Below are 18758 nucleotides of genomic sequence, written 5' to 3' on the forward strand. Positions count from 1 at the left end.
TCGCCCGCAGGCATACCAGGATGCCGGCCCGCAGCCCGGATGGAGCGAGTAGAGTCGAGGAGAGGCGCGGTGACTTGGGCCATTCGGCAACGTCCCGTTTCCTCTCCCCGCTCATCAAACCGGACGTGCCGATTTCCGGCATCCGGCTTTCCGACTGGTTTCATCACATGGCACGCGGCAGAGACCAAGATGCACGCGGCGGAGCCGCAGCACGCCGACGGTCCCGAAGACATGGTCAGCGGGGAACCTTCGTGTGCCGCGTCCTTGCACCTTGCACCTTCTTCGCAGGAAGTGTCGCACGCGATCATAGACGTGATTGTCGACCGCCCGGTAGGCCATCAGCCGCGTGCCGTAGCTGAAGTAACTCGACCAGCCGCGCAGAAGTCGGTTCAGTTGGTCGCGCACCTCAGGCCACGGGTCTTTGTTGCCGGAGACCAGAAGCCCATCGATTTTGCCTTTGAGCCTCTGGACGCTCTTCCTGGATGGGCTCGCGCTCAGGTATCGGCGACCCGTCTTGCGGTGGTACTCGGGCCCAAACGTGTAGCCAAGGAAGTCGAAGCATTCCTTGCGGGCATCCTTCAACGTGGTCTTGGCCCCGTTGAGCGTCAGCCCGAGCCTTGTCATCACCTGCGTCGTCCACGCCAAGGCCTCAGCCGCATGTCCGCGACTGAGAATGACGAAGTCGTCGGCATAAGAGACGACATCTGCGCAGAATGCCTCGCCGCGTCCGGTCATCCGCCAATGCTTCAGGAAGCGGTTCATGTACAGGTTGGCAAGCATCGGACTTGCGACCCCGCCTTGCGGCGTGCCTCGCGTGTTGCGCTTGCCTCCCGTCATGCGCCGCTTGCCTTCACCACCCCCACCCGTCTCCTCGATCGGCGCCTTCAACCACATCTTGATCAGCCAAAGCACATGCCGATCGACGATGCGACGCGCCACCGACTTGAGAAGCTCCGAATGCGGGATCGTGTCGAAGTACTTCGATAGATCGGCGTCAACCACGTCGGTGTAGCCCCGGCCCAGCAGCCGGTGCACTTCCTTGACAGGGTCCGTTCCACCACGACCGGGCCGATAGCCATAAGCGCTCTCTTCCAGGTCCGCTTCAAAGATCGGCTCCAGCACCAACTTCGCGGCGGTCTGAGCCATCCGATCCCGGATCGTCGGGATGCCGAGCGGGCGTTCGCCGCCCCCCGGCTTCGGGATCGTCACACGCCGCACCGGTGCCGGCCGGTACGTCCTCGTGGTCAGTTCCTGTCTCAGGCCCGCCAGCCATTCTTCCTCGCCCGCCGCCGCAATCGCCGCGAAGCTCTCTCCGTCCACTCCCGGCGCTCCCGCATTGGCGCGGGCCAGCGCATAGGCGTGGCGCAGAATGTCTTCCCGACAGATCTTGTCGTAGAGCAGGTAGAAACGAAAGGCGGGCTCTGCCTTCGCCTTGCAATACAGCTTCCTCTGAAGGCTCCTGATCTTTACCGGTGTTTCAAGGCTCATCGCCAATCACCCGATCCTCGCCCTCTTCGTCAGCGCACCAGAAGTCAGGGTCCTTCCCTCCACCGGAGTTACCCGGCTTCACCGGTACTACGTCCCTGTCCGACTCCCGTCAGGGCCGCCGCCTTGAAGCGACGTTGAGGCCGCTACCCTCGCCACGACGGGTCTCCCCCGTTGCCCGCATCACCTTTCCAGCGTGCCGTGCCCATTACCCCGGCGGATCGGACGGGTGCGCGCGTCGATTGCTTCCCCATCCGTGCGGCCTTCCCCGTTACGCTGGCGGGTCGGCATCCGCATCTTCACTTTCGAGGCCTGCTCAGGCTTCACTCACATTACGGCCCATTGGATCGCTCAGCCGCCCAAGGCGACCTTTGTCACGAGGCTTCAAATCGGCCAGTTACCCAACCGACCTGCTCGTCAGCTACCAGACTATCGACAATTATCTGGGTGGATTCCTCCTCCACTGGTGACACGCGCCCTTCGGGGCACACAGCGCAATCCGGGGAAGTCGAGCCGTTTGCCAGAGTCCCGGATTGCGCGGAGCCTGTCATCGGGCGCGCATTCGCGCGACCCGTTGGCTCCATCCGGGCTACGCGCGCTACAGCTCCCATTGCTACGGCAGCACTTCTCGGCGCTCGCTGAGCAGCACGTCGGTCTCGGCGCGCTTGTCTTCCAGCAGCCCGGCCTGGGCCGCCTCGATGACTTTATAGAGCTCGTCAGCGTCGCTGAGCCTGGTCACGGTCACGTAATCGGCGCCCGCTTCGTAAAGATCGTTGACGTTGGCCAGGATCTCCGCGGTCGCGACGATCTTGGCGGTCGGGTTCAGCGAGCGGACATGCCGGACCAGCTTTTCATTGTCGGCGCCCTTCAACAGCGAGTCCGGGATGCTGAGGATGATCAGCTCCGACTTGCCGACGCCCGCATGCACCAGTGTATCCACATTGCTGATGTCGCCATAAACCACGTGCATGCCGCGGTCCGTCAGGGTCCGGAACACCAGCGGATTGAAATCGATCACCGTGATCTGCTCGAGCACCGCCGGACTGCGGCGCTCGATCTCGCTCAACAGCGCGCTGGCGGCGCGAAAGAAGCCAAGGATGACGATCCGGCGCGCCTCCTCGTGCCCGCCCTCATGGCCGGCGTCGGCCTCATGCTTGTGATCGAGATCGCGCAAACCGATCCGCTTCAGGGGGCCAATGAGGCCGCGCGTGACCTGGTCGCTGCGGCCCATGACGAAGGTGCTCAACACCGCCAGCACCACGAAGGCGAACGACGCTGCGCTCGCGGTCTCGGTGCTGATATGGTGCGCCGCAACGCCGGTCTGGATCACGACAAGCGAGAACTCCGAGATCTGCGCCAGGTTGATCGCCGGCAACAGGCTCGCCCGCAGGCCCTGTTTCATCAGATAGAGCGGCGCGAACGTTGTCACCACGCGGCTGACGACCGTGAAAGCGGCAATCATCAGCGCCAGCCCGATCACCGATGCCCCGGGGATCGGGATCGTCATGCCGAGCGAGACGAAGAACAGTGTGATGAAGAAGTCGCGCAGCGTGGTCACCTTGGCGGTAACGTCGAGCGCATAGGGGAACGTCGACAGCGAGACGCCCGCCACCAGCGAGCCCATCTCGCGCGACAGATGCAGTTTTTCGGCGATCTCGCCGATCAGAAAGCACCAGGCCAGCGCCCCGAGCAGGACCAGTTCCGGCCGGCGCGCGATCTGGTGAAACAGCCGCGGCAGCACGTAGCGGCTGAGCACCAAAGCGGTCGCTACCAGCACGCCGACGCGGGCGATCGACAACAGGATCACGCTGACCTGCAGATTGCCGAGACTCGGCTGCACGGCGAGAAACAGGATCGCAAAAATGTCCTGCAGCACCAGCACGCCGAGCGTGATCCGCCCCGGCAGCGTGTCGAGTTCGCGCTTCTCGTACAGCACCTTGACGATGATGACCGTGCTCGACAGCGCGCAGGCGATGCAGAGATAGAGCGCGTCGAAATGGCCATTGGCCATCGACAGCCCGATCCCGACAAAGAACAATATCCCGAGCAGGACGCCGCCGATCAGTTGCCCGCCGGCGGCGAACAGAATGACCTTGCCGGCGCGCACGATCTTCTTCAGGTCGATTTCCAGCCCGATCATGAACAGCATGAAGATCAGGCCGAGCTCGGAGATGACGGTGATCGATTCCTGGGACTTGACCCAGCCCATGCCGAATGGACCAATGAGGAACCCGGCGATAAGGTATGCCAGGATCAGCGGCTGCCGGGAAAAATGCGCCGACAGGCCGAGCACCCAGGCGAACAGGATACATAAGGTGATATCGCGAATAAGTTCGTGCATAGGTCCGATCTTGCCCCTACCCCAACCTAGAGGTCCCGGCGCGGGGGTCAAACAAGCAATGTGTCACAGCCATGGAATGGAGGCTTTTCTCGCGATTCTGGCCGTACTGTCGATACTCTATTCCACGGTCGCGGGCGCGCAGACCGGCGCGATCGAACAGAACTTCGCCGCCTCGCTCACCGCGGTGCCTGCGGAAGGCCTCGCCGTCACAGGCGCATTCTACGTGCCGGTCTATTCCAGCGTCTCGATGAGCCAGGGCAAGCTGCGGGCGGATTTTTCGGTCACGCTCAGCGTCCACAACGCTTCCGAAACCCGCCCGCTGGTGCTGAAGCGGATCGCCTATTTCGACACATCAGGCAAGATCGTGGAGAGCTACCTCAAGTCGCCGGTTGCGCTAAAACCGTTCGCAACTGTCGAAGTCTTCATCGCCGCGAATGACGTGCGCGGCGGAACGGGAGCCAATTTCGTGGTCGACTGGGCGGCCACAGGAGAAATCGCCGAGCCCACGGTCGAGGCGCTGATGGTCGGCGGCGTCGGCGCCGGGCATTATGCCTTCATCAGCCAGGGGCGGCCGATCAAGGTGGTCAAGAATTAGCCCTGTCAAGAAACAAGCCTGCAAGAACTAGCCTGCAAGAAGGCTCCACAGCCTTCTCAACGAAAAACAAAACGGGAGTGAACATCCATGTCTGCCGCAACCCCCTTCGATTTCGCGCCATTGCTGCCCGCCGGATTGCCGGCCCCGGCCGCGCGGTGGACGGGCCTTGCCAAATACAGTTTCGTCGGCGGCAACAACGATCCCGACCAGGTTCCGGTCGACGGCCTGATCGAGGCTGTCAGTGCCGTGCTGAGGCGCGAGGGCAAGACGCTCGCGACCTACGGCCTCGCCAGCGGCCCGCAGGGATATCGTCCCCTGCGCGAATTCCTCACGACGAAACTCAAGCGCGACGCCGGCATCGCCTGCGCCGCCGACGACATCATGATCGTCTCGGGTTCGCTGCAGGCGCTCGATCTCGTCAACCAGACCCTGCTGGCGCGCGGCGACACCGTGCTGGTCGAGCAGGAGACCTATCAGGGCGCACTGACCCGGCTGACGCGACTCGGCGTCAAGGCGGTCGGCATTCCCCTTGACGATCAGGGCATGCGGATGGACGCGCTGGCGACAGCCCTCGCCGACCACAAGAGCCGCGGCATCACGCCGAAATACATCTACACCATCCCGACCGTGCAGAATCCGACCGGATCGATCATGCCGGAATCCCGGCGCGTGGGGATGCTAAAGCTGTCGCAAGAATACGGCGTGCCGATCTTCGAGGACGATTGCTATGCCGACCTGATCTGGAACGGCGAGCGGCCGCCCGCGATCTACGCGATGAGCGGGCACGGCGGCGTCATCCACATCGGCTCGTTCTCGAAATCGATTGCGCCGGCCCTGCGCGTTGGCTTCATCGTCGCGCCCTGGGAAATGATGTCGCGAATGCTGGCATTGAAGACCGATGCCGGAAGCGGCGCACTGGAACAGATGGTGCTGGCGGAATATTGCGCGCCGCATTTTTCCACCCATGTGCCAAAACTGACGCGCGGCCTGCGCGCCAAGCTCGACACGCTGATGGAAGCGCTCAACGAGCAGTTCGGCACCGCGGCCGAATTCGAAGCGCCCGAGGGCGGCATCTTCCTGTGGGTGAAGCTGCCCGACAATGTCGACACGCTAAAACTCTATCAGGCCGCACTCGCCGCCGGCGTCGCGATCAATCCCGGACCGGAATGGTCGACCGACAAGGCCTATGCCGGCAGCCGGCTGCGGCTGTGCTTCGCCAGCCCATCGCGCGAACAGATCCGCGAGGGCGTCGCCCTGCTCGCCGAAGTCTGCCGCAAGGAATTTGGCGTGCCGGCGCGGATTGCCAACGTGGAGCGCAAACGCGGCTAGCTCCTTACTATGCCGCGCTATGGATTGCTTCGCGGAGCCTGTCATCACTGTGCGAGCGCAATTGCGCTCGTCGCCGGGCGCGCATTCGCGCGACCCGTTGGCTCGCAATGACGGGAGTGTGACTGCTTCAACGTCATTGCCTGCGACAAACGCGAAGCGTTTGCGCAAGGGAGCGTTAGCGACGAAGCAATCCAGCTTTTAGCTGCTACCGCCTCCGGCGCAGTACTTAATTCATTCGCTCTTGATCCCGGCCTCGGCGATCAGCTTCCCCCATTTCGCGCTTTCGCTCTGGATGAATTTTGCAAAAGCCTCGGGCGAGGTGGGCGCGGGTTCGGCGCCGAGAACGCGGATTTTCTCGATCGCGGCGGGATCGCTCAATGCCTTCACGAAAGCCGCGTTCAACTTGCCGATGATTTCGGGCGGCGTGCCGGCGGGCGCGACGATCCCAAACCAGCCGACGGACTCGAATCCGCTCAGGCCCTGCTCGGCCAAGGTTGGCACATCGGGCAGGAAGGCGACGCGCTTGGCGGCGGAGACCCCGAGCGCCTTCAGCTTGCCGTCGCCAATCAATTGCTTGGATGCGGGAATGTCCAGCACCGCGAGCGGGACGTGGCCGGCGAGAACGTCCGTTGTCGCCGGCGCGGTGCCGCGATAGGCGATCAATTGGATTCCGACGCCGGCCTTCTGGTTGAATAAGGCCGAAGTCAGGTGCATCGCCGTGCCGTTGCCGCCATGACCGATCGACAGGCCCTGCGGTTGCGCCTTGGCCTTGGCGATGAGGTCTGCGACCGAGGCAATGGCCGACTGCTGCGAGGACACCAGCACGAACGGGATTTCCGCTAGCATCGTCACCGGCGCCAGATCCTTGACCGGATCGAACGGCATCGCCGCACGATTGAGATGGGGATTGACGGTGAGCACGCCGGCCGCCGCGACGCCGAGCGTGTATCCGTCAGGCGCGGCCTGCGCCACGACCCCGATCCCGATATTGCCGCCCGCGCCCGCCCGGTTCTCGACGACGATCGGCTGGTTCAGGGATTCCGCGAGCGCCGGCTGCAGGGCGCGGATCACGATGTCGGCACTGCCGCCGGGTGGAAACGTCACGATGATCTTGATCGGTTGATCAGGATATGCGTTTGCTGCTTCAATCGCTGACAGCGACAAAACAACAACAAGGGCATGGATCATGCCTCGCCGGATCGACGGAAACATTCAGGGTCCCCCGATGATCTCTGTGGCATTTAGTTTATGCATGATCGTCCAGGGGCAGCAAGCGACATGGTGAAAACTCGCGTTCTGGTGGTGGGGGCCGGTCCGGTCGGACTCACTCTGGCAATGGACCTCGCAACGCGGGGAATATCCGTAACTATCGTGGAAACCCGCGCCGCCGGGGAACCGCCAAGCGTGAAATGCAACCATGTCTCGTCCCGTTCGATGGAGATTTTCCGCAGGCTCGGGTTGGCGCAGAAGCTGCGCGACGCCGGATTGCCGGCCGACTACCCCAACGATTGCTCCTACCGCACCACGGCAACGGGCATCGAGCTCTCGCGCATCCTGATTCCCTGCCGGCGCGATCGTTATACCGCCACCAATGGGCCGGATACCGATTGGCCGACGGCCGAGCCGCCGCACCGCATCAACCAGATCTACATGGAACCCGTGCTGTTCGCGCACGCGGCTTCCATCGACGGGCTTCAGATTCTGAACCGCACCGCGTTCGAGGATTTTAGCGAAGGCAATGACGGCGTCGTTGCGACCGTCCGCAATCTCGACACCGGAACCGCCCTCCAAATTCATGCCGATTTCATCGTGGGCTGCGATGGGGCGCGTTCGCTCGTTCGCAAGGCCATCGACGCCAATCTGCAGGGAACGCCGATCATCCAGCGCGTGCAATCGACCTACATACACGCGCCCGGACTGCTCGCCCTGATGGACCACCCCGCCTGGATGACGCTGTCGCTCAATCCGCGGCGCTGCGGCACGGTGGTTGCGATCGACGGCCGCGAAAAATGGCTGATCCATAACCATCTCAATCGCGAAGACGAGACCTTCGAATCCGTTGATCGCGACGCCTCGATCCGCGCTATCCTCGGCGTCGGCCCCGATTTCGAATACGAGGTGCTGAGCAAGGAGGACTGGGTCGGCCGCCGCCTGGTCGCCGACCGGTTTCGCAAGGGCCGCGCGTTCATCTGCGGCGACGCCGCGCATTTGTGGATGCCCTATGCCGGCTACGGCATGAATGCCGGGATCGCTGATGCGACCAACCTCGCATGGCTGCTGGCCGCCTATCTGCAAGGGTGGGCCGACATCGCCATCCTCGATGCCTATGAGGCCGAACGCCTTCCCATCACCGAACAGGTGTCCCGCTTTGCAATGGAGATGGCCGGCAAGGTGCTAAGCCAGCGTCGCACCGTTCCCGATGAAATCGAACAGCCGGGGCCTGAAGGTGATGCTGTCCGCAAGCAGGTGGGTCAAGCCGCCTATGATCTGAACGTGCAGCAATATTGCTGCGCCGGCCTCAACTTCGGTTATTTCTACGATCGCTCCCCGATCATCGCCTATGACGGCGCCGAGCAACCGGGTTTTACGATGGCGGATTTCACGCCGTCCTCAACGCCGGGCTGCCGGCTTCCGTTCGCGAAACTATCCGATGGCCGGCCGATCTATGACGCGCTCGGGCCGGGCTACACACTGTTGCGCTACGATCCGGATGTAGCAGTAGCGCCGCTGGCCGAGGCGATGCGTGTCAACGGCGTGCCGTTTACAATCGTCGACGCCTCCGCTCCTGATCCTGATCACAAACTCATTCTTGCGCGTACCGATCAGCACGTCGCCTGGCGCGGCGACGCGATCCCTGACAATCCAGCGCACCTCGTCGACAAGCTGCTCGGCCGAAGCTCCAACCCCAGTCCGGGTTGATCGCCTCATGGCGGAGGTACGCTCCCAGCATCGCTTGGGCATTGCCCTTGTTGTCGCCGCCGCCATCGCCTGGAGCACGGCGCCGTTGTTCACGCGGCTGCTTCCCTATGACTCCTGGACCATCCTGTTCTGGCGCGGATTGTTCGGCGGCGGCATGATCATGGTCTTGATGGTGCTGTTGCAGGGGCGTGCCGGCCTGCGGGATCTGACCAGGATCGACAAAAACGGCTGGCTTGTTGCGTTGTTTTCGACATTGGCGATGATCGCCTTCATCCCTTCGCTGCAGCTCACGGATGTATCCAATGTCGCCATCATCATCGCGACGGGTCCCTTCCTCGCGGCGGCGCTCGCCTGGGTATGGCTGCGGGAAATCCCCCATCTGCGAACCATGCTGGCGAGCATCGTGGCGCTCTGCGGCGTCATGGTCATCGTCGGCAGCGCACGCTCCGGTTCCGACGTTCTCGGGATAGCCCTCGCCTGCTTCATGGCGCTGGCGATCGCCGCGATGACGGTGATGGTACGGCGGCACAAGAATACATCGATGGTCGCCGCTGCCGCGATGTCGAACATCCTGGGCAGCGTCATCAGCATTCCCTTCGCCCACGGAATAGCAGGGATAACCGGGTTCGACCTGCTCATTCTCGCGATGTTCGGATGCTTTCAGGTCGCCATCGGCCTCACGCTGTTCTTCCTCGGCTCGCGACTGCTGCCGTCCGGCCAGGCAGCCCTGATCTCCACGCTGGAGACGCCGCTGATGCCGTTCTGGATATGGGTGGGATTTGCCGAGATTCCCGCGCTGCGGGTTCTCATCGGCGGCGCCCTGGTGATGGGCGCCGTCATTGCCGACATCGTCGGCGACAGCCGCACGCAGCGCTGACTGATTCACCGCACCGCGAACGGCGCCTGGTAGGGCCGGCCGAACGGCACGCCGTTGATCACGGTCTGCACGGGTTTAAGCAGCAGCTTGCCCTCGCGCTTGTTGTTGCGGGTGTCGACGAACGAGGTCTGCGCCTCCACCAGCTCCATGATCGCGACGTCGCCGGGCGCACCGATCTGCAGCGTGCCGATCTTCGGCGCACGGTTGATGATTTTTGCGGGCGTCACCGTCGCCGCCGCCACCACCTGCTCCAGTGTAAGGCCGAGCGGGATGAACTTGCTCATGACGTTCGGCAGATAGGGCATGCCCGGCGAATTGCCGGAGAAGACGTGGATGTCGGAGGAGATCGTGTCCGGCGTACAGCCGCCCGGGATCGCCACGTCCGCCACGGTAAAGTCAAAACTGCCGCCGCCATGGCCGACATCGAACATCACGCCGCGCTGCTTGGCGGCGAGCGCCGCCGGGAGCAGTTTGCCATCCTGCACGATGTTGGTGAAGGCGCCGGCGATGTTCGGCGCGCCGGAATAGCAATGGGTTAGCACGTCGCCCGGCCGCAGCAGGTCGAGAATATCCGACATCAATTCCTTGGTCTCGACGCCGCCGATATGCACCATCATCTTGGCCGGCCAGCCGCACATCTCGCAGGCCTTGATGGCGCGCTTCAACGGCTCCACGCCGTGCCTGGCGATGACGTTTTCCGACATCCTGACCTTTACACCGAGCAGGAAATCCGGATTTTCGGCCAGCGCCATCGCGCAGGCTTCCACTTGCGCATAGTCGATGTTGTAGAGTTCGGCGACTGGAAAGCCGGATAGGCCGTTATTGGCGATGTGGACGAAGGCGTAAATCCGCGCCCGCGATTGCGCCACGATGTAGCGCCGCAGCGCGGAGAGATTGTTGACGCCGGCATCGCCCGCCGACACCACCGTGGTGGTGGCCTGCGCCTGCACCAGTTCGTCGGCGGGAATGCCGATCGCAGAGCCGTAGGGGTAAACGTGGGAATGCAGATCGATCAGGCCAGGCGTTACAAGCTTGCCCGAGGCGTCGATGGTCTTGGCGGCACGGGCGGCCGGAATCTCGTTCTCGACCGCCTCGATCACGCCCCAGCGAATGCCGATGTCGCGCTTGCCCCGCAGCGACTGGCTGGGATCGAGCACGTCGCCGCCCTTGATCACGAGATCGAACTTGTCGTTCGGCCCCATTGCGGCGTTGGCAGGGCCCGATATGGCTGCGACCGCGGCCGAGCCGCTCAGACTCAGAAAATGACGGCGTGAAACCCCGCTCATGGCAACGCTCCCCCCTGTGATTTTTTATGCTGCGATGATGCGCCGGGCACCGGCATTCCGCAAGCCGCGCGTGCATCGTCCCACGCAAAACCAATCGTGGAGCCGATCATCCCGGAGTGGGCAGACCAGCGCGTTTGCCTGCCGGAGCTCGCACCGACTGTCCACCGGCATATCCACCCATCCTACGAAACTAACGGCATACGCGCGCGACACACGCGTCTGAACAAGCGTTCAGAATTCTCTCGAAGTTCCTCGGGAACGTTCCCTGCAATCTAATGTTTTATCCTCGCTCAATTGAGGAGAATTGGAATGAAGAAGCTTGGATACGTTATCGCCGCACTTGGCGCACTTGTCATCGCGGCGCCGTCGATTGCGAGCGCCGAGACCGTCGTGATCAAGCGTGGCGGCTACCATGGTCATCATCATCACGGCTATGGCGCGCGTGCCGAATTCCGAGGCCACCGCGACCGCGGCTACCATCGCGGATGGCGGCATGGTCATCGCGACAAGGTCGTGATCATCAAGAGGCATCGCTACTGAGGCCGACACCTCAAACTGAAAATGGCTCCTTGCGGAGCCATTTTCTTTGTTCGTGTCAGTGACGTGAGCTTGTCAGCTCAACTATAGATCTCGAACAGGCCTGCGCCGCCCTGGCCGCCGCCGATGCACATCGTGACGACGCCCCACTTGGCCTTGCGCCGGCGGCCTTCCTGCAGGATGTGGCCAGTGAGACGCGCGCCGGTCATGCCAAAGGGATGGCCGATTGCGATCGAGCCGCCGTTGACGTTGTACTTCTCGGGATCGATGCCGAGCTTGTCGCGCGAATAGAGGCACTGGCTGGCGAAGGCTTCGTTGAGCTCCCAGAGATCGATGTCGTCGATCTTCAGGCCATGGCGCTTCAACAGCTTCGGCACGGCGTAGATCGGCCCGATGCCCATCTCGTCCGGCTCGCAGCCCGCCGCCGCCCAGGCGACGAAGCGGCCCAGCGGGTTGAGGCCGCGCTTCTCGGCGTCCTTGGCTTCCATCAGAACGACGGCGGCCGCGCCGTCCGAGAGCTGGCTGGCATTGCCCGCGGTGACGTACTTGCCGGGACCCTTGACGGGCTCGAGCTTGGCGAGGCCTTCCATGGTGGTCTCGGGGCGATTGCACTCGTCGCGATCGACGGTGTAGTCGACGATGCTTTCCGCTTTCGTCGCCTTGTCGACCACCTTCATCTTGGTCTTCATCGGGACGATTTCGTCCTTGAACTTGTTGGCCTGCTGGGCGGCCGCCATGCGGCGCTGCGATTCCAGCGAGTATTCGTCCTGGTATTCGCGGCTGAGCTTGTAACGCTCGGCGACGATATCGGCGGTGTCGATCATCGCCATGAAGATGTCGGGCGCGGCCTTGAGCAAATCAGGGTCGATCGATTCCTTGGGCGAGCCGCCGCCGGGGATCGAGATGCTCTCGACGCCGCCGGCCACGATGCAGTCGGCGCCATCGGAGCGGATCGAGTTGGCGGCCATCGCGATGGTCTGCAGTCCCGACGAACAGAAGCGGTTCACGGAAACGCCCGCGGTCGACTTCGGCATGCCGGCGAGCAACGCGGCCTGGCGGCCGATATTCGGGGCGCCATGCGCGCAATTGCCGAGATAGCAGTCCTCGACATATTCCTTCTCGACGCCGGCGCGCTCGACGGCGTGCTTGATGGCGTGGGCCGCCATCGACATCGGCGGAGTGATGTTGAACCCGCCGCGGCCGGACTTCGCCAGCCCGGTACGTGCATAGGAAACGATGACAGCTTCACGCATTTTGAAGACCTCCCTTTGATGCGATCCAGTATGGACTGGAGCCGCGCCCGTGTGTAGCAAAAACCCGAATTCCGGCGGACGGAAAAGGAAAGAATCTTCATCAATCCCACGCCGGCGCGTAGCCGGGATTTACACACCGTTTGTCCTTCGGCAAGGCCGCGATCACCTGCCTGTCGGCGTCATCCAAGCTCAGCTTGAGCGCGTCGAGATTAGCTTGCTGGCTTTCCGCGCGCGACGCCTTCGGGATCGCGGCAACGCCATCCTGATCGAGCAGCCATTTCAGCGCGACTTGCGCGGCGCTGGCGTTGTGCTTGCGCCCGATCGCGGCGAGCGCTGCGTCGGAAGCCGCAAGGCCCTTGGCCAGAGGCGAATAGGCGATCAGCGGGATCGATTTCGCAGTGAGAAATTGACGCAGCCGAGTCTGATCCAGCATCACATGGTATTCGACCTGGTTGCAGGCGATCGGCGCCCTGATCTCCTCGACCACCGCCTTCACGAGCGCAACGTTGAAATTCGCGACGCCGATGGCGCGGGTGCGGCCTTCCTCCTTCAGCCGCATCAGCGTTTCGAAGATCTTGGGCAGGTTCATATTCGGCGCCGGCCAGTGCACCAGATAGAGGTCGACATGGTCGAGCCGGAGTTTTTTCAAGGAAGTATCGAACGCCAGGCGGAGCGCATCCGGCGCCAGATTTTCGTTCCAGACTTTTGTGGTGACATGCAGGTCTTTGCGGGGAACGCGCGAGGCTGCAATCGCGGCACCCACGGCCTCCTCATTGTCATACATTTCGGCGGTGTCGAGATGCCGGTAGCCCAACGCCAGCCCGCCCTCCACGGCCGCGCGGCAGGCATCGCCCTGCATGCGAAAGGTGCCGAGACCAAGCTTCGGCAGGCTGATACCTTGGGTTTGCAGATGTTCCATGATGGCTCTCCCGGAAAGGAAAAAGCGCCGCGTGCGTAGCGAAAGCCGCCCCAACAGTATTTCATTGAGGAGAACAGGCCGCTATTGAATAGTTTGCGCGCAGGGCGCGGGGCAAATCAAGATCAGGGGGTGCGATGGTAAGGGCGTTGCGACAATGGCTGGACAACCATCAACTGCCCGCGATCATCGCCGCCGTGCTCGGCGTGGTCATGACGATTTCCGTACTGATGGTGGTGGTCGGTTATCTCGTGGCGAGGCCCTGAGCGGTCCTCGCCGACCCACCGCTTCGGCACACGCCTCATTTCCCCGTTCCGGCCGCCGCAAGAATGGGTGACCAGCGTGCGATCTCGGACCGGACAAAACGATCGAATGAAGCCGGGTTGCGTTCGTCCTTTGCCGGTATCGAGCCGCCGAGCTGGGCAATCCGCTCGCGCACGACAGCCTCATCAAGCGCCTGGTCGAGCGCTGCGGAAAGCCTGGCGATGATTTCGGGCGAAACGCCCTTTGGCGCAAACAGTCCTGCCCAGACGCTCATCTCGTAGTTGATGCCGCCCTCCTTCGCGGTCGGAACGTCAGGCAGCGTTTCAAGGCGTTTCGCGGCAGACACCGCGAAGGCCTTGACCGAGCCGGCCAAAACCGACTCAGCCACGCTGACCGACTGCTCGCACATGAAATCGACGTGCCCCCCGACCAGATCGTTCAATGCCGGGCCTGAACCACGATAGGCGACAAGCGCCGGCTTCGCGCCGACTTCCGCCGTGAAGAGAAGACACGCCATATGCGAGGACGCGCCGATGCCGCCATGGGCCAGCTTCACCGCGTCGCCCCGTTGCCGCAGCGCCGCGACGAATTCCTTGAGATCCTGTGCCGGGAAATCCTTCCGCGCGATGATCACTGCCGGGGAGTGGGCGGTGAAGCCGATCGGCACGAAGTCGGCAACGGGATCGTATTTGAGGTTCGGCGTCAGCACGGGAGCTGCGACATGCGAGCCCATCGCCGCGGCAAGCAGGGTATAGCCGTCGGGCGCAGCCGCCGCCACGCGCGCGCTGCCGACGGTGCCGCCGGCGCCGCTGACGTTCTCGATGACGATGGATTGCCCGAGGATCTTCGACATCTGGTTGGTGACGATGCGCGCAACGATGTCGCTGGCGCCGCCGGGCGGGAACGGCACGACCACCGTGATCGCCCTGGAGGGGTAGTCCTGCGCGCGCACCGGCCCGACCATGCCGGCCAATACCATCGCCGCCGCGCATGCTCCAACACAAGCTTTCCAGACACAAATGCCACGTTTCATAACGCGCGCTCCTATCCTTAGCTCTGCGCCGTCACATTTTCGCATCGCCGTTCAATAGTTGGGCAATCTCGACCGAACGTCCCTCACGCGCCGAGAGTATGCCGGCGCGTACCACGGCGAGCGATCGCGTCGCGTACTCGCCCCCGACTTCGTACCGGCCCTGCCCGCGAACTGCGGCCGCAAACTCCTCCAGTTCCTCGACCAGGGTGTCATTCTCAGCACATGGCACCACCACCGGCGTGATCTCGCCGCGCTTGAGCAGGCGAAGCCCGTTGTGCAAATCGTAGTAGGCGGTGGCGTCCTTGCCGTAGACGTTCATCAGATAGTATTCGGACGCCGAGGCGTAGCTCGCGTTCAGTGTGGAGAGCGCGCCGTTCTCGTGCTGCAGAATCAGGCTCGCGACATCCGGATTGTCGCCGGGCAGCACCAGTTGCGCCGATTGTCCGCGCACCGCACGGATCGGCCCGATCAAATATTCCAGGACGTCGATATAGTGGATTCCGATCTGCAGCATCACGCCGCCCGGCATTCCCGCGGCCTGGTAGCGCCACGAGGTGAGATCGATCTTGCCGAGACGGTCGCGGCTGATGTTGGCCTCGGCGTTGACGAGCTTGCCGAACAAGCCGTCATCGATCTGCTGCCTGATCCAGCGGAAATGGCTCTCGCGCCGCCGCTGATAGCCGAGCGCCAGGACCACGCCGGCCTTGCGACAGGCCTCGGTGATGGCGCGGCCGTCGGAAATGCTGTTGGCGATCGGCTTGTCCAGAAATACGTGCTTGCCGGCGGCGGCGGCCGCGCAGGTCGTCGTCAGATGCACGTCGTTCGGCGTGGTATTGATGATCGCCTCGATCTCGGCATCGGCCAGCAGCGCCTCATAGCTCGCGGCCGGCCGGCAGCGGTATTTTGCCGCGAAATTCTTTCGCTTTTCCTCGGACCGGGTGTAGCAGCCGCGGATCTCGAACTTGCCCGAGCGCTGGATGGCATCCGCCAGAACGTCGGACCACCATCCCATCCCGATACAGGCGACGCGGAGCGGATCGGCGCTCATCACTTTGCTCTCCCCCAGGACGATGTCATTCCCAATTCGCGCCGATCGACTCGACGGCCATTTTGGCGATCCGCAAATCGGTCTCCCAATCACCGCCGCTCACGCCGACGCCGCCGATACATTCGCAGCCAACCAGCACCGGTACGCCGCCTTCCATGGCCGTCCACCGTTCCGGTCCGGCGGCGAGCGCAAGTCCGATCGCATGGCTGACGTCGAGGTCCTGGCCGGCCGCGCCTTTGGCCGTGGTCGGGCGCCGGTTTGACGCGGCGCAAACCGCCTTGGTGGTGCAGGAGTGCACGGTATGGAAGCGGCCGCCGTCCATTCGTTCGATCAGGATCACATGCCCGCCGGAATCCACGATCGCACAGGAGATCGCGATTTTGGCCTGGCCGGCCAATTCCACCGCCGTCGCCATGATCATCTTCGCGCCCTGATGCGTCAGGCGCTTGCTCTCGGCGACAAACATGGCAGCGCTCCGGTCGGGAAGGACAGGCGAAGTGTGCGCCACCGCTGCGCCTCCTTCAAGAATTAATACGCAACTTCCGGATGCGATCTTGTACCGCACGCGTCGGCAAGCGGCGAAGCCTAGCCAAACTATGCGGCGCGAACATGGAGGGGTTGATCCAACGGTCTCGCGATCGAAGCGTCAGATATGCTGCGCCATGATCCGGCCGGGCCGCGCATCCGGGCGGGGCTCGATATCGACCGACCAGAGGTCACGGTTGTCGACGTCCTTCAACGTCACGCTCATCACTTCGGTCTTGCCGTCGATGTCGACGCGGCCGAAGAATTGCAGGCCGAAACAGGGCGCGAGATTCTCGCCCTGCTCCGCGCTGCAGCCCTTCTGGAACGCAGCTTTCGGCCCGAACGTGTTGTCGAGCGGCGCCGGCGCCCAGGTGCCCGCATGTAAGGGGCCGGAGACGAACTCCCAGAACGGCTCGAAATCCTGAAACGCCGCGCGGTTCGGATCGTAATGATGCGCGGCCGTGTAATGCATGTCGGCGGTCAGCCACACCGTGTTGCGGATGCCGGCGCGCTTCATGAACGACAGCAGATCGGCAATCTCGTGCTCGCGCCGCTCCGGCGGGCCATCGCCGAGCGCAATAGCATCCTCGCTGATCAGGCCGATCGGCATGTCGGCGGCGATCACCTTCCAGGTCGCATCGGAGGCCACCAGTTCGCGCTTCAGCCAGGCCAGTTGCGCCGCGCCGAGGATGCAGGTCTCGCTTTGGTCGTCGCGCTTGTTAAAGGTGGAATCGCGGTAGCTGCGCATGTCGATCATAAAGACGTCGAGCAGCGGGCCATAGACGATCTTGCGATAGATGCGGCCGTCCTGCGCCGGCGTCACGCGCATCGGCATGAATTCATGGAACGCGCGGCGCGCCCGCGCCACCAGAAGCGAAGAGCCGTCCTCGGCATAGCCGGTCTCGTCGGCGGTGCCGATCGGCGCCCAGTCGTTGGTCACCTCATGATCGTCCCATTGCGCGAACATCGGCACTTCGGCGTTGAAGGCGCGCAGATTGTCGTCGAGCAGATTATATTTGTAGTTGGCGCGGAACTGTTCGAGGCTGTGCGCCACCACGGACTTCTGTTCGGTAACGATGTTGCGCCAGATCTCGCCATTGGGCAGCTTCAGCTCGCGTTCCACCGGACAGTCTGCATAGATGTGATCGCCGGAATGGATGAAGAAGTCCGGACGGTTGTCGAGCATGGTGCGGTAGGTGCGCATACCGCCGCGCGAGGGATCGATGCCCCAACCTTGGCCGGCGGTATCGCCGGACCACGCGAACGAAATATGGCTTCGCGCGGTGGGCGCGGTGCGGAAATGCCCGACCTGCACCTCGCCTTCGATGCCGCTCTCGCTGATATCGTCGAAGCGCACACGATAGAAAATGTCCTGCCCCGCCGGCAGGCCATCGAGCAGAACTTTTGAGACGAAGTCGCTGTCCGGCAAGGCATCGGCGGTAACGATGCGAAGGATGGTCTTGAAGCTCTCGACAACAGAACATTCAACCTGCATCCGCGCCGGCCGGTCGGCGCGCGCCCAGATCACCGCGGAATCAGCCGAGACGTCGCCCGACTGAATCCCGCTGGCGATGAGCGGACGATCCGCGGCGCGGCTGAGATGAGGTTTGGCGAGGCTGCCGAGACCGGCGACGGCAAATGTCGCGGCGGAGCGGACCAGCAACTGACGCCGGTTCAGGCTTTGCCCGGCGCGTATCGCAATCGGCATCGAAGCACCCTCGTCGAATCACGACGAAGGTGTGCCCGAGCAATTTGACTCCTGGCCGAAGGTTTTACGACAGATGGATGACGTGGTGGGGGAACGCTGCCGTCATTGCGAGCGAAGCGAAGCAATCCATTCTTTCTGTCTGCGGACAGATGGATTGCTTCGTCGCTTTGCTCCTCGCAATGACGAACGCTGCGGATCTACCGCTGCCAGCCGCAGATGCCGCCGGACTTGCACGGCCAGGTCTGGATCCGCGTGTCGCGCGCCTGCGCGTCGAGCGGATTGGTATGACGCCGCGCCAGCCTGGTGCGGGCGGCGCCACGCGGTTTCTCCACACGCGGTTTCTCGGCGCGCTCATGCGCTACGTGAGCAGCTACCTGAGGCGCTACTTGAGGCTTGGGCGCGGCTTCCTTCGGCACAACCACGCGCTCCGTCTTCACCGGCCGGGCATCGTTTCTCGCCTCGATCCGGACCGGGGCGAATCGCGTCTCCGGGCCGAGCCGCTTCGGCGAGAGCACGGCCTGCGAAAGATCGAGGCCAATGAGCTCGCCGGCCTTGTAGTCGTCTGCCAGCGCGGTGCTGCCCGACATCAGGAGCCCCGTGCAAAGTGCTACCGCAAAAGCGCTTTTCAGGACCATCGAAGGC

Annotated in this window: 17 protein-coding genes; 6 read left to right on the forward strand and 11 right to left on the reverse strand. The window is 63.3% G+C overall.

All coding sequences use genetic code 11. From position 1 onward, the window contains the following. Positions 1-114 precede the first annotated feature (114 nt). Both ltrA and V1286_RS25440 read right to left on the reverse strand, forming a co-directional pair. Positions 115-1488 (reverse strand): group II intron reverse transcriptase/maturase, encoded by a 1374-nt coding sequence (gene ltrA, locus V1286_RS25435; RefSeq protein WP_334484120.1) that lies wholly within the window; start codon positions 1486-1488, stop codon positions 115-117. A gap of 610 nt (positions 1489-2098) precedes the next feature. Beyond that, on the reverse strand, positions 2099-3826 hold the full coding sequence (locus V1286_RS25440; protein WP_334484123.1) for a cation:proton antiporter: 1728 nt from the start codon (positions 3824-3826) through the stop codon (positions 2099-2101). Between the two features lie 76 nt (positions 3827-3902). On the opposite strand from V1286_RS25440, the gene V1286_RS25445 reads away from it, so the two are divergent. Together V1286_RS25445 and V1286_RS25450 are read left to right on the forward strand one after the other, a co-directional pair. Beyond that, positions 3903-4421 (forward strand): DUF3124 domain-containing protein, encoded by a 519-nt coding sequence (locus tag V1286_RS25445; RefSeq protein WP_334484125.1) that lies wholly within the window; start codon positions 3903-3905, stop codon positions 4419-4421. A gap of 87 nt (positions 4422-4508) precedes the next feature. Next, positions 4509-5750, forward strand: a complete 1242-nt coding sequence (locus tag V1286_RS25450; protein ID WP_334484127.1) for an aminotransferase-like domain-containing protein — start codon at positions 4509-4511, stop codon at positions 5748-5750. A gap of 231 nt (positions 5751-5981) precedes the next feature. Here the strand turns inward: V1286_RS25450 and V1286_RS25455 are convergent, their stop codons facing one another. Further along, entirely contained in the window at positions 5982-6854 is an 873-nt protein-coding gene (locus V1286_RS25455; RefSeq protein ID WP_334484129.1) for a Bug family tripartite tricarboxylate transporter substrate binding protein, read from the reverse strand. A gap of 144 nt (positions 6855-6998) precedes the next feature. Here V1286_RS25455 and V1286_RS25460 point away from each other — a divergent pair, with 144 nt between their 5' ends. Both V1286_RS25460 and V1286_RS25465 read left to right on the forward strand, forming a co-directional pair. Beyond that, entirely contained in the window at positions 6999-8669 is a 1671-nt protein-coding gene (locus V1286_RS25460; RefSeq protein ID WP_334484132.1) for an FAD-dependent oxidoreductase, read from the forward strand. A gap of 7 nt (positions 8670-8676) precedes the next feature. Continuing rightward, the gene (locus tag V1286_RS25465) at positions 8677-9546 is read left to right on the forward strand and encodes a DMT family transporter (protein WP_334484135.1); all 870 of its coding nucleotides are present in this window, start codon (positions 8677-8679) and stop codon (positions 9544-9546) included. A 5-nt stretch (positions 9547-9551) separates the two neighbouring features. Here the strand turns inward: V1286_RS25465 and V1286_RS25470 are convergent, their stop codons facing one another. Then, the gene (locus V1286_RS25470; RefSeq protein WP_334484138.1) at positions 9552-10832 is read right to left on the reverse strand and encodes an amidohydrolase/deacetylase family metallohydrolase; all 1281 of its coding nucleotides are present in this window, start codon (positions 10830-10832) and stop codon (positions 9552-9554) included. Positions 10833-11141: 309 nt separating this feature from the next. Between V1286_RS25470 and V1286_RS25475 the strand changes: the two genes are divergently transcribed. Then, entirely contained in the window at positions 11142-11372 is a 231-nt protein-coding gene (locus V1286_RS25475; RefSeq protein ID WP_334484140.1) for a hypothetical protein, read from the forward strand. Positions 11373-11449: 77 nt separating this feature from the next. Here V1286_RS25475 and V1286_RS25480 read toward each other — a convergent pair whose 3' ends face one another. Next, entirely contained in the window at positions 11450-12622 is a 1173-nt protein-coding gene (locus V1286_RS25480) for an acetyl-CoA C-acyltransferase (protein ID WP_334484142.1), read from the reverse strand. Between the two features lie 100 nt (positions 12623-12722). Further along, complete coding sequence (locus V1286_RS25485) at positions 12723-13541, reverse strand: aldo/keto reductase (protein ID WP_334484144.1); 819 nt, start codon at positions 13539-13541, stop codon at positions 12723-12725. Between the two features lie 134 nt (positions 13542-13675). Between V1286_RS25485 and V1286_RS25490 the strand changes: the two genes are divergently transcribed. Beyond that, on the forward strand, positions 13676-13804 hold the full coding sequence (locus V1286_RS25490; protein ID WP_274542286.1) for a hypothetical protein: 129 nt from the start codon (positions 13676-13678) through the stop codon (positions 13802-13804). A gap of 35 nt (positions 13805-13839) precedes the next feature. Here the strand turns inward: V1286_RS25490 and V1286_RS25495 are convergent, their stop codons facing one another. From V1286_RS25495 to V1286_RS25515, 5 genes are all read right to left on the reverse strand, one after another. Continuing rightward, a complete protein-coding gene (locus V1286_RS25495) occupies positions 13840-14835 on the reverse strand; it encodes a Bug family tripartite tricarboxylate transporter substrate binding protein (protein ID WP_334484149.1) in 996 nt (331 codons plus the stop codon). Positions 14836-14866: 31 nt separating this feature from the next. Further along, a complete protein-coding gene (locus tag V1286_RS25500) occupies positions 14867-15883 on the reverse strand; it encodes a Gfo/Idh/MocA family protein (RefSeq protein ID WP_334484151.1) in 1017 nt (338 codons plus the stop codon). Positions 15884-15908: 25 nt separating this feature from the next. Further along, entirely contained in the window at positions 15909-16349 is a 441-nt protein-coding gene (locus V1286_RS25505) for a GlcG/HbpS family heme-binding protein (RefSeq protein WP_334484154.1), read from the reverse strand. A gap of 180 nt (positions 16350-16529) precedes the next feature. Continuing rightward, positions 16530-18116, reverse strand: coding sequence for an alkaline phosphatase D family protein (locus V1286_RS25510; RefSeq protein WP_334484156.1), 1587 nt, complete (start codon positions 18114-18116; stop codon positions 16530-16532). Between the two features lie 197 nt (positions 18117-18313). Then, positions 18314-18751 (reverse strand): hypothetical protein, encoded by a 438-nt coding sequence (locus V1286_RS25515; RefSeq protein ID WP_334484159.1) that lies wholly within the window; start codon positions 18749-18751, stop codon positions 18314-18316. Positions 18752-18758: the final 7 nt, after the last annotated feature.

Source organism: Bradyrhizobium algeriense, from assembly GCF_036924595.1.
Taxonomy (GTDB): Bacteria; Pseudomonadota; Alphaproteobacteria; order Rhizobiales; family Xanthobacteraceae; genus Bradyrhizobium; species Bradyrhizobium algeriense.

Bases quoted from the DNA above. Each gene is read 5' to 3' on its own strand.
- V1286_RS25470 (WP_334484138.1), bottom strand. From the start codon at position 10,832: ATGAGCGGGGTTTCACGCCGTCATTTTCTGAGTCTGAGCGGCTCGGCC.
- V1286_RS25495 (WP_334484149.1), bottom strand. From the start codon at position 14,835: ATGAAACGTGGCATTTGTGTCTGGAAAGCTTGTGTTGGAGCATGCGCG.
- V1286_RS25445 (WP_334484125.1), top strand. From the start codon at position 3,903: ATGGAGGCTTTTCTCGCGATTCTGGCCGTACTGTCGATACTCTATTCC.
- V1286_RS25465 (WP_334484135.1), top strand. From the start codon at position 8,677: ATGGCGGAGGTACGCTCCCAGCATCGCTTGGGCATTGCCCTTGTTGTC.
- V1286_RS25505 (WP_334484154.1), bottom strand. From the start codon at position 16,349: ATGTTTGTCGCCGAGAGCAAGCGCCTGACGCATCAGGGCGCGAAGATG.
- V1286_RS25485 (WP_334484144.1), bottom strand. From the start codon at position 13,541: ATGGAACATCTGCAAACCCAAGGTATCAGCCTGCCGAAGCTTGGTCTC.
- ltrA (WP_334484120.1), bottom strand. From the start codon at position 1,488: ATGAGCCTTGAAACACCGGTAAAGATCAGGAGCCTTCAGAGGAAGCTG.
- V1286_RS25460 (WP_334484132.1), top strand. From the start codon at position 6,999: ATGCATGATCGTCCAGGGGCAGCAAGCGACATGGTGAAAACTCGCGTT.
- V1286_RS25515 (WP_334484159.1), bottom strand. From the start codon at position 18,751: ATGGTCCTGAAAAGCGCTTTTGCGGTAGCACTTTGCACGGGGCTCCTG.
- V1286_RS25440 (WP_334484123.1), bottom strand. From the start codon at position 3,826: ATGCACGAACTTATTCGCGATATCACCTTATGTATCCTGTTCGCCTGG.
- V1286_RS25475 (WP_334484140.1), top strand. From the start codon at position 11,142: ATGAAGAAGCTTGGATACGTTATCGCCGCACTTGGCGCACTTGTCATC.
- V1286_RS25480 (WP_334484142.1), bottom strand. From the start codon at position 12,622: ATGCGTGAAGCTGTCATCGTTTCCTATGCACGTACCGGGCTGGCGAAG.
- V1286_RS25450 (WP_334484127.1), top strand. From the start codon at position 4,509: ATGTCTGCCGCAACCCCCTTCGATTTCGCGCCATTGCTGCCCGCCGGA.
- V1286_RS25500 (WP_334484151.1), bottom strand. From the start codon at position 15,883: ATGAGCGCCGATCCGCTCCGCGTCGCCTGTATCGGGATGGGATGGTGG.
- V1286_RS25510 (WP_334484156.1), bottom strand. From the start codon at position 18,116: ATGCCGATTGCGATACGCGCCGGGCAAAGCCTGAACCGGCGTCAGTTG.
- V1286_RS25490 (WP_274542286.1), top strand. From the start codon at position 13,676: ATGGTAAGGGCGTTGCGACAATGGCTGGACAACCATCAACTGCCCGCG.